This window comes from Mycobacterium sp. TH-M11 (assembly GCF_057473725.1).
In genome coordinates this window covers 1-9,803 of record NZ_JBYCLD010000527.1, presented here as the reverse complement: position 1 = coordinate 9,803, position 9,803 = coordinate 1, and the positions used below count along the sequence as shown (strand labels likewise).

8 protein-coding genes and 1 pseudogene are annotated in these 9,803 nt (G+C 66.7%); 7 read left to right on the top strand and 2 right to left on the bottom strand.

All coding sequences use genetic code 11. The features are described from left to right. The coding region (locus tag AC2VOG_RS20085) for a transketolase family protein (protein WP_486941578.1) at positions 1 to 1,120 on the bottom strand (1,120 nt) is incomplete at its 3' end. Between the two features lie 261 nt (positions 1,121 to 1,381). On the opposite strand from AC2VOG_RS20085, the gene AC2VOG_RS20080 reads away from it, so the two are divergent. The 7 genes from AC2VOG_RS20080 to AC2VOG_RS20050 all read left to right on the top strand — a co-directional run bounded on the left by AC2VOG_RS20080 (position 1,382) and on the right by AC2VOG_RS20050 (position 9,693). Beyond that, the gene (locus tag AC2VOG_RS20080) at positions 1,382 to 2,299 is read left to right on the top strand and encodes a heme o synthase (RefSeq protein ID WP_486941577.1); all 918 of its coding nucleotides are present in this window, start codon (positions 1,382 to 1,384) and stop codon (positions 2,297 to 2,299) included. 134 nt (positions 2,300 to 2,433) lie between these two features. Then, positions 2,434 to 3,948, top strand: a complete 1,515-nt coding sequence (locus AC2VOG_RS20075; protein WP_486941576.1) for a PPE domain-containing protein — start codon at positions 2,434 to 2,436, stop codon at positions 3,946 to 3,948. Further along, on the top strand, positions 3,948 to 5,153 hold the full coding sequence (locus tag AC2VOG_RS20070) for a cupin domain-containing protein (protein WP_486941575.1): 1,206 nt from the start codon (positions 3,948 to 3,950) through the stop codon (positions 5,151 to 5,153). The genes AC2VOG_RS20075 and AC2VOG_RS20070 overlap by 1 nt, the downstream gene beginning before the upstream one ends. Next, a complete protein-coding gene (locus tag AC2VOG_RS20065) occupies positions 5,153 to 6,112 on the top strand; it encodes a hypothetical protein (protein ID WP_486941574.1) in 960 nt (319 codons plus the stop codon). The genes AC2VOG_RS20070 and AC2VOG_RS20065 overlap by 1 nt, the downstream gene beginning before the upstream one ends. An 82-nt stretch (positions 6,113 to 6,194) precedes the next feature. Next, on the top strand, positions 6,195 to 6,500 hold the full coding sequence (locus AC2VOG_RS20060; protein WP_486941573.1) for a PE family protein: 306 nt from the start codon (positions 6,195 to 6,197) through the stop codon (positions 6,498 to 6,500). Between the two features lie 2 nt (positions 6,501 to 6,502). Next, the gene (locus AC2VOG_RS20055) at positions 6,503 to 8,125 is read left to right on the top strand and encodes a PPE domain-containing protein (RefSeq protein ID WP_486941572.1); all 1,623 of its coding nucleotides are present in this window, start codon (positions 6,503 to 6,505) and stop codon (positions 8,123 to 8,125) included. 86 nt (positions 8,126 to 8,211) lie between these two features. After that, positions 8,212 to 9,693 (top strand): PPE domain-containing protein, encoded by a 1,482-nt coding sequence (locus tag AC2VOG_RS20050; protein ID WP_486941579.1) that lies wholly within the window; start codon positions 8,212 to 8,214, stop codon positions 9,691 to 9,693. A 6-nt stretch (positions 9,694 to 9,699) separates the two neighbouring features. Here the strand turns inward: AC2VOG_RS20050 and AC2VOG_RS20045 are convergent. Next, a pseudogene (locus tag AC2VOG_RS20045) lies at positions 9,700 to 9,803 on the bottom strand (quinone oxidoreductase); the annotation flags it as partial.

Here is a 9,803-nt window from a genome sequence, read left to right as displayed (position 1 = left end):
CCTTGTCACCGGGCTCCCAGTGCGGAATGTCGGCGTCCCAGCCGTCGGGCAGCTCCTCGGCAACCAGCCGGTCCAGCAGCTTCTTGCGCTCGGGTTCGCGCTCGGCCCACGCCTGGAAGTCGGCGTTCCAGTCGTCGTGCGCCTTTTTGCCGCGCTGCACCAGCTCGCGGGTGTGGTGGAGCACCTCGTCGCTGACCGCGAATTTCTGTTCCGGGTCGAAGCCGAGGGCTTCCTTGACCGCCGCGACCTCCTCGTCGCCGAGGGCCGAGCCGTGTGCCTTGCCGGTGTTCATCAGCTTCGGCGCGGGATAGCCGATGATCGTCCGCACCGAGATGAACGACGGCTTGTCGGTAACCGCCTTCGCCTTCGCGATCGCCTCTTCGATACCGACGACGTTCTCGCCACCCTCGACGTGTTGCACGTGCCAGCCGTAGGCCTCGTAACGTGCGGCGGTGTCCTCACACAACGCGATCTGGGTGTCGTCCTCGATCGAGATCTCGTTGTGGTCGTAGAACACGATGAGGTTGCCGAGCTGCTGCACGCCTGCCAGCGACGACGCCTCCGAGGTCACCCCCTCCTCGATGTCGCCGTCTGAGGCGATCACGTAGATGTGGTGGTCGAAGGGGCTGGTCCCGGGCGCGGCGTCGGGGTCGAACAACCCCCGCTCGTAGCGGGCCGCCATCGCGAAGCCGACCGCTGAGGCCAGGCCCTGACCGAGCGGGCCGGTGGTGATCTCCACGCCTTTGGTGTGCCGGAACTCGGGGTGACCGGGCGTCTTGGACCCCCAGGTGCGCAACGACTCGATGTCGGACAGCTCCAGACCGAAACCGCCCAGATACAGCTGGATGTACAGAGTCAGGCTGCTGTGTCCGCAGGACAGCACGAACCGGTCGCGGCCCAGCCAGTGCGGGTCGCTCGGGTCGTGCACCATCGCCCGTTGGAACAGCGTGTAAGCCAACGGGGCAAGGCTCATCGCCGTCCCGGGATGGCCGTTACCGACCTTTTGGACCGCGTCGGCGGCCAGCACCCGGGCGGTGTCGACCGCGGCCGAATCGACCTCGGTCCAGTCATCGGGGTGGTGCGGTTGGGTCAGTGTCGAGATGTCTTCGAGTGTGGTCACGTACTGAAGTCCTCGGGGTCGCAGATTGTCGTGGCAAAACGTCCCAGTCCACCCTAGTGCCGGAATGTTGCGGGCGAGTAGAAGGCTGCTTCATTTCCCGTCTGCTCGGGTGTCGTGAGCTGGTGCGATGTGCGGGAAGATACGCGTCACCGCGTGCCGATTCGTTGTCGATGGCCCCTGCGGTGCATGCTGGGCAAGTCGTGCGGTCTACCATCGCGTGTAGTAGAAGCTACGCGCTGCTGTCATCCGAGGAGTCATTGCGTGAGCATTCGCGAGCGCATTGCGCCGAGTCGAATCAGCACCACCTTGCTGGCTTATTTAGCGCTCACCAAGCCGCGGGTCATCGAGCTGTTGCTGGTCACCGCGATACCGGCGATGTTGCTGGCCCACCGTGGCAGCGTGCACCCGGTGCTGATTTTCAACACGCTCGTCGGTGGCATGCTCGCCGCGGGCGGGGCCAACACGCTGAACTGCGTGGCCGACGCCGACATCGACAAATTGATGAAGCGGACGGCCCGCCGTCCGCTGGCGCGCGCGACCGTGCCGACCCGCAACGCCCTGATCTTCGGACTCACTCTGAGCGTCGCGTCATTCGCCTGGCTGTGGTCGACGACCAATTTGCTGTCCGGTCTGCTGGCGATGGGCACCATCGCTTTCTACGTCTTCGTCTACACCCTGCTGCTCAAGCGCCGCACCTGGCAGAACGTGGTGTGGGGCGGCGCGGCGGGCTGCATGCCGGTGATGATCGCCTGGTCGGCGGTCACCGGCACGATCGGCTGGCCGGCTTTGGTCATGTTCGCGATCATCTTCTTCTGGACGCCGCCGCACACCTGGGCGCTGGCGATGCGCTACAAGGAGGACTACCAAGCGGCAGGCGTGCCGATGCTGCCTGCGGTGGCCACGGAACGTCAGGTCACCAAGCAGATTTTGATCTACACCTGGCTGACGGTGGCCGCGACGCTGGCGCTCGCGTTGGCCGCCGGCTGGCTCTACACCGCGGTCGCCGTGGTGGCCGGCGTGTGGTTCCTGGCGATGGCCCATCAGCTCTACGCCGGCGTGCGTCGTGGTGAGCCGGTCAAACCGCTGCGATTGTTCCTGCAGTCCAACAATTATCTCGCCGCCGTGTTCTGCGCGCTGGCGCTCGACTCCGCGCTTGCGCTGCCGACCTTGCTTTCTTGACGGCAGGTCTGGGGCCTGGGGATACCCCATACCCCGTCGGGGTCTTGTGACTACGACGCGGCGTAGTTTTCAATATTCGTCGTGCCCGCAGCCGTCCCGCCCATGTGCCGCTTCGTCGTTGAAGTCGACGGCTGGTGACGGCTCCGGTATGGATGGCGCTGCCGCCGGAAGTCCACTCGACATTGCTGAGCAGTGGCCCGGGCCCGGGGTCGTTGCTGTCCGCGGCGAGTGCCTGGACCGCGTTGAGCGCCGACTACGCCGACGTCGCCGCGGAACTCAGCGACGTCTTGGCGGCGGTGCAGGCCGGGGCGTGGCAGGGTCCCAGCGCCGAGCGCTACGTCGCCGCCCACGTGCCCTACCTGGCGTGGCTCGTGCAGAGCAGTGCCAACAGCGCAGCCGCCGCGGCCCAGCACGAGACGGCGGCATCGGCGTACACGTCGGCGCTGGCTTCGATGCCGACCTTGCCGGAACTGGCCGCCAACCATGCGATCCACGGAGTCCTGCTGGCGACCAACTTCTTTGGCATCAACACGATCCCGATTGCCGTCAATGAGGCCGACTATGCGCGGATGTGGGTCCAGGCAGCCGCGACGATGACGACGTATCAGGCGGTGTCAACCACCGCTCTGGCTGCGGCCCCGCGTACCGAGCCGGCCCCGCAGATCGTGAATTCGGCCCGCCCTGCTGATGGCGTCTACGGTGGCCAGGGCGTCCCCAGCAAGGGGATACTCCCGATCGTCGACAACGACTCCGGCAATCCTTACCAGCTGAGTTGGTATGTCAATCGAATTCTCGAAGTCACCCAGACCTTGCAGCGAGACATTCAACTCATCGGGCAGAACCCGGCGCAAGGGCTACTGCAATTGGAGTACGACGTTGTCGGAGTGGCATCAGACCAGTTCGGCCACGCCATTGAATTCGTCAACGCCTTTCCCGAAATTCTGGCCCTGCCTGTCCTGCTGCCGGCCGGAGCTGCAGGGGGTCTCGCGGGTCTGGCCGGGCTGGCCGAACTCCAGCCCGATGTGGCGCCTGCGGTGAGTGCCGCGCCGATGCCCCAGCCGCACAGCCTGCCGGCGCCGACGGGCAGCCCCGTCGCGATGGGCGCGAGCGGCACCGCCCCTGGCACCTCGATGCCCGCTCCGGCGACGACGACCGCCACCGTCACCAGTGCCGCACCGGCGCCGCCTGTTGCGGGCGGAGGGGGTTTCGTGCCGCCCTACGCGGTGGGTCCGCCGGGCATCGGGGCCGGACCGGGGATGAGCGCTGGCGCCAAAACGCAGGAACCGACGTCGCGCGGCTCCGCTAAGGCACCCGAGATTGCTTCTGCCGCAGTGGTTTCCGAGGGCCGGCGGCGACGGCGCAGGCGCGCGGGCAGTCGTGCGCACGGTGACGAATACGTGGATATGAATGTCCAGGTCGACTCGGGGTGGGGTTCCGGTCAGCTGGGTTCCGGTCAGCTGGAGTCTGGTCAGGGAGCGGGCCCGCTGGGGTTCGCCGGGACGGTGCGCAAGAAGGCGGCGGCCCAAGCGACGGGTTTGGTCACACTTGACGGCGACTACTTTGGCGGCGCGACTACCCTTCCGCTGGTACCGGGTTCCTGGAAACCAGACCAGGGCGGTGGGGCGGACGAAGGTGGCGGGCACGACTGATGCAGCGCCGCTCAGCCAGCGTTGACGCCGAGTTCTCCCTGGCGTGGTTGCTTCACCCTGTCTCGGTGGAGACGTTTCTCGACCAGATATGGGCGAAAACGCGCTACCACGTGGAACGGCACTGCGCGGACTACTTCGACAGCCTGCTGCCGGGACCGTCGGTGGCCGAAGAACTCGTGGAACTGTTCTGCCAGCAATCCTGCGAGCTGCGCCTGGTGAAGGGAAAAGACAAAAAAGGCGCGGACAGTTACCGGATTCAGGACGCCGGCCTCGACGTTGCCCGCATTCACGACGACTTTGCCGCCGGCTACACGATCGTTTTGGACCGCGTCGAGCGCCACGTGCGCACCGTTGCCGCGTTGGCCCAGTCCATCGAGGTGGAGCTGAATTTTCCGGTTCAGGTCAACGCCTACATCAGCCCGCCCGGATCGCAAGGACTCGTTGCGCACTACGACGACCATGATGTAGTGATCGTCCAGATTCAGGGATCCAAAATCTGGCACGTCTACGAAGGCGCTGACATCGCGCCGCGCGCAATGCAGCGCGATATAGATAGCGCTGTTGCTATCGCAGGCCTTCCGGCGCCGATCGACGTGACTGTCGAAGCCGGCGACGTTTTGTATCTGCCGCGGGGCAAAGTGCATGAGGCCGAGACGATGTCAGAGCCATCGATTCATCTGACCGTGGGTGTGCACGCCCCCACCGCGTTCATGCTCGCCGTCGGGGCGCTTTACCAGCAGAGTTTTCACGACGACCGTCTCAACGCCCAGCTGCCGCCCCGGCATCTCGACGATGCGGACCTGCGCGCCACGGTGGACGCGCTGATGCGTGACACCGTCAAGATCGTCGAGGACCCGGGTGCGATCGAGAGGGGACTCGACGCACTGGCCGATGTCCTGGTCCGACGGGGCCGTTGCCCGCCGGTCGGACCGATCTCGGATGTCGTGGGACTCGACGGAGAAACGGTGGTGCGCAAGTACCAACCGCTCTATTCGCTGGTGCGGACGGAATCCACCGGCGTCACACTGCAATTCGCGAGCCTGTCGGTCGGGGCAACTGCCGACCACAAGGTCGCGATGGAGTTCGTTTCGCGAAGCGTCGAGCCGTTTCGGATCGGTGATCTGCCGGGTCTGAGCGCGAGGCAGCAGATCGAGTTGGCCCGAACTCTGATCGTGAGCGGATTCCTGGTCCGGCTGCCCGACTGATGGAACTTTCCGACCTCGCCCGATGGACGCCGATCCGATTCGACTTTTCCGGGCGGATACCGACGATTGACTGGGCGGATCTGTCGGCCGTGCGTTTCGCGGAGCCGTTCTTCGACGAGACCGTGACTCGGTGGTCGACTGGTCTGCAGGCGCGGCCGCTCGTCCGAACCGGACTCGAGGCACTGGTGGCGCTCGACGCAGAACCCTCGCTCGATCCGGCGGGCATGATTCACCACTTCTCGCGCTGTGGATCGACGCTGGTGTCGAGGCTGTTGTCGACGGTTCCCGGGGTCGTGGTGGTCGCCGAGCCCTCCCCGCTCAACGCCCTGCTGGGCCTGGATCCGGCGCGGGTGGACGACGTCACGCTGGTCCGGGTGGTTCGGCTGCTGGTCCGGGCGTTGGGCCGGCGCCGGCATGGCGACGAACAGCATCTTGTGCTCAAGTGCACCAGCTGGAACATTCGCCGCCAGGAGGTCCTGACCGCCGCTTTTCCGGACACCCCGTGGGTGTGGGTTCAGCGCGACCCGGCCGAGGTCGTGGCGTCGCTGCTGGCCACTCCGCCCGGTTGGCTCGGACACCGCACCCCGCCGCCGCAGACCGCGCTGCGCTTCGGTATCGACCCGGCCGCCGTGCTGACCATGCCACGGCCCGAATTCGCTGCCCGAGCGTTGAACGCGATGCTGTCGTCAGCCGCCGCCGGACCGCCTCGGCGGCTGTGCATCGACCACGCTGAGCTGCCCGCCGCGGTATGGCAACGGGTCGGGGCGCACTTCGGGATCGCGATCGACGCCGCGGCGATAGCGCGCATGGCCGAGCTGTCCCGGTTCTACTCCAAAGAAGTTGAACCTGAGATTTTTTCGACTGACCAGCGAAAAGGCCGTGCGGTGACCGACGAGATGCGGGACGCCGCCCGACGCTTCGCCGAAGCGGGGTATCGACGGCTTGCGGAGTCGCCGTAGGCCTTTCGAGTTCACATTCCCACCGGGCTGTGCTAGAAATGTTAATGACAATCATATTCATCATGATGGTCGGAGGGTTTTCATGACATTGCGCGTCGTCCCAGCGGGCCTCGCGGCCGCCAGCGCGCGCATCGAAGCTCTGACGGCGCGGCTGGCGTCGGCGCAGGCGAGTTCGGCACCAATGATCACAGCCGTCCTACCCGCTGCGGCCGACCCGGTGTCGTTGCGCGCCGCTGCCGCGTTCAGCCTGCGCGGCGGCCAGCATGCGGCCGCCGTCGCACAGGGCGCCCAAGAGCTTGGCCGCTCTGGAGTTGGGGTCGCCGCGGCGGGTGCCGCCTACGCCGCGGGCGATGCCGCCACGGCGGCGTCCTACGGCGCCTGGGTCTGAGCATGACGGCGCCCATCTACATGGCTGCGCCGCCGGAGGTGCACTCCACCTTGCTGAGCACTGGTCCGGGCCCCAGCTCGCTGCTCGCGGCCGCGCAGGCGTGGAACGGGCTCAGTGCCGAATACACGTCGGTGGCCGAAGAGCTCAGCTCGGTGCTGGCCGAGGTACAGGCCGGCGCCTGGCAAGGTCCGAGTGCGGAGTCGTTCGTCTCCGCTTACGTGCCGTATCTGGCGTGGCTCACGAAAGCCAGTGCCGACAGTTCCGCGGCGGCCACCCAACACGAAGCCGCGGCCGCCGCGTACACCGCCGCGCTGGCAGTCATGCCGACCCTGCCTGAGTTGGCTTCCAATCACGTCGTTCACGGTGTGCTGCAGGCTACAAATTTCTTTGGCATCAACACGATTCCGATCGCGCTGAACGAGGCCGACTACGCGCGGATGTGGGTCCAGGCCGCCACCACGATGACCACCTACCAAGCCGTCGCCGACACCGCGGTCGCGGCGACGCCGACCACCGACACCGCGCCGGCGATCCTGAAATCCGAGGCACAGCCTGCCGCAAGTAACGATCCATACAGCAACCTCAGCGGTGACAATCCGCTGGGGATCCCCCAGTGGCTGCAGAACATCTTGAAGCAGTTCGGGATCGGCAACAGCCTCACCGCCCATGATCCGCACATCGTCAACCCGTTCGAAAACTTCCTGGCGGACGTGCTGAAGAATTTCGGGATTAATTTCAACCCCGCCCAAGGCACCGTCAACGGAATGACGTTCGACTCGTACGCGGACCCCAGCCAACCCATCTACTACGTCGTTCGACTCCTCGAACTCAGCGAAGACCTGTCCCAGTTCAGCACCTATCTGGCGCAGAATCCGGTCACCGCCATTCAATACTTTTTCAGCTTTGCTTTGTTCGACTTTCCACTGCACATCGAGCAAGTCCTCATTTTCTTGAGCCAAAGTCCGGCGCTGTATGCGGCGGTGGGCGGGGCAGCGCTCGCGCCCCTCGGGGCGGGCGCCGCTGGGCTGGCCGGCCTGGGCGCCCTGGCGCAGCCGGTGGTACCGCTGCCTCCACTCGAGTCCGTGGTCGCACCACCGCTGTTCCCGGTCGGTGGTCCGGCGGTGCTGGCGTCCTCGGTCGCGCCCGGCGCCCCGGCGGCCTCACCGACAGCGGCGACGGCCGCAAGCGCCCCCGCGGGTTCTGCGCCGCCACCAGCAACGCCCTCGCCGGGGGCGGGACCGGGATTTTCCCCGCCGTACATCGTCGGCGGGCCGACGATTGGTGCGGGGCTCGGCGCGCAAGCCAAGACCCAGGAGCCAACGTCGCGGGGCGCGTCGAAAGCACCGGAAATGGCCGCTGCGGCAGTGGCTGCCGCAGCCAAGCGTCCCTCACGGCGGCGGCGTCACGCGACGCAGCGCGATCACTATGACGAATTCGCCGATATGAATGTCGATGTCGACCCCGAATGGGGCGCCTCGGCGGAATCGTCGGACCGGGGCGCGGGGCCGCTGGGATTCTCCGGGACGGAGTCGAAGAGCGGTGAAACGGCGACAGGACTGGCCACGCTCAGCGATGACGCGTTCGGAAGCGGGCCACGCATGCCGATGCTGCCCAGCACCTGGTAGAAAACCGCGTCCAGCAAACCTCGACAGGTTAGCTTAGGCAATGCTAATGTGCTGCGGTCCGGCTCTGATCCGCAGGAGGTTTGGCTCTGATCGCGCCCATCTGGATGGCGTTTCCGCCCGAGGTGCACTCGACGTTGCTCAGCAGCGGTCCGGGACCGAGTTCGCTGCTGGCGGCCGCTGCGGCCTGGAACTCCCTGAGTAGCGAATACGCCACCGCGGCAGAGGAACTCAGCGCAGTGCTGTCCGCGGTGCAGGCCGACGCGTGGCAGGGCCCGAGTGCAGAGTCCTACGTGATCGCGAACCTGCTGTACCTGGCTTGGCTGACGCAGGCCGGCGCTGACAGCGCCGTAGCGGCCGCCCGGCACGAGACCGCCGCCGCCGCCTACAGTGCTGCGCTTGCGGAAATGCCGACGTTGCCCGAGTTGGCCACCAACCACACCGTTCACGGGGTGTTGCTGGCAACGAATTTCTTCGGTATCAACACCATTCCGATTACCCTCAATGAAGCCGACTATGCCCGGATGTGGGTCCAGGCTGCTACCGCGATGTCGACTTACCAGGCGGTCGCGAGCGCGGCGGTGGAGGCCGCGCCGCATACCTCGCCCGCGCCACAGATACTGAAAGCCGCGGGTCAGCCCGCCACGGCACAGGCCGCCCAGGCGGTGAGCTTCGACACCGTGCTGGCTTACCTCCAGAAGTTAGGAATTTCGAACCAAACCGCCTATGCGTTCGGGGTCGACAACATATATAAATTCCTCACCAATCCGGTCAGCTACACGCAGACGCACTTGATCCACCGACTCTTGACGGATCCGTTGTCGCTGTTGGTGAACCCGCTTTACGCATTCTTCGACGGCGACGAGGTGTTCTTCCCGCTCGGATACGCGTTTTTGCCGGCCACCGCCCTCGGCCTGGCCAGCGCGGGCGCCGGATCTGTGGCCGGTTTGGCGGGCCTGGCCGGACTGCCCGCTGCGGAGCCGCCCGCAGCCGCTGTGGCGCCGGCTCTGCCACCCGCGCCGGCTGCGCCCGCGCTACTGCCGGCCGCTGCGGTGGCGCCGACCATCGGCGTCCCCAGTGCAACTGGGGCGCCCCTTTCCCCGCCGATGGCGAGCACCGTCACCAGTACCGTGCCGCCGGCGCCGCCGGCCGCGGGTGGGCCCGGTTTTGGGTTTCCCTACGTGGTGGGCCCGCCACGCATCGGGTTTGATTCGGGGATCAGGGCGTGCGTCGGTGCCAGTGCCGTTGCCAAACGGAAGGCGCCGACGCCCGACGTCGTTTCGGCGGCCGCGGCTGCGCGTGCGCAGCGGCAGGTGCGACGACGTCGGCGCACGCTACAGCGCGACCACGGCAACGAATTTGCTGATACGAACATCGAGCTCGAGCCGGACTGGGGCGTGCCGACGGATGACCAGCCGACGGCTTCGGGCAGCGGCGCCGGGGCGTTGGGATTTGCCGGAACCGTCCACAGCGAGGCCGTTAACCAAGCCGCGGGGCTGACTACGCTTCCCGGCGACGAATTCGGTAGCGGGCCGAGCGTGCCGATGATGCCGGGCAGCTGGGGCGACTAGCGGCCGCTACGGCGTGAGCACCAGAGATCCGATGGTCTGACGGCCCTGTAGGTCGCGGTGCGCTCGGGCGGCGTCGGCCAGCGGATAGCGGTGACCCACCGCCACGCTCA

Bases quoted from the DNA above. Each gene is read 5' to 3' on its own strand.
- AC2VOG_RS20070 (WP_486941575.1), top strand. From the start codon at position 3,948: ATGCAGCGCCGCTCAGCCAGCGTTGACGCCGAGTTCTCCCTGGCGTGG.
- AC2VOG_RS20065 (WP_486941574.1), top strand. From the start codon at position 5,153: ATGGAACTTTCCGACCTCGCCCGATGGACGCCGATCCGATTCGACTTT.
- AC2VOG_RS20060 (WP_486941573.1), top strand. From the start codon at position 6,195: ATGACATTGCGCGTCGTCCCAGCGGGCCTCGCGGCCGCCAGCGCGCGC.
- AC2VOG_RS20055 (WP_486941572.1), top strand. From the start codon at position 6,503: ATGACGGCGCCCATCTACATGGCTGCGCCGCCGGAGGTGCACTCCACC.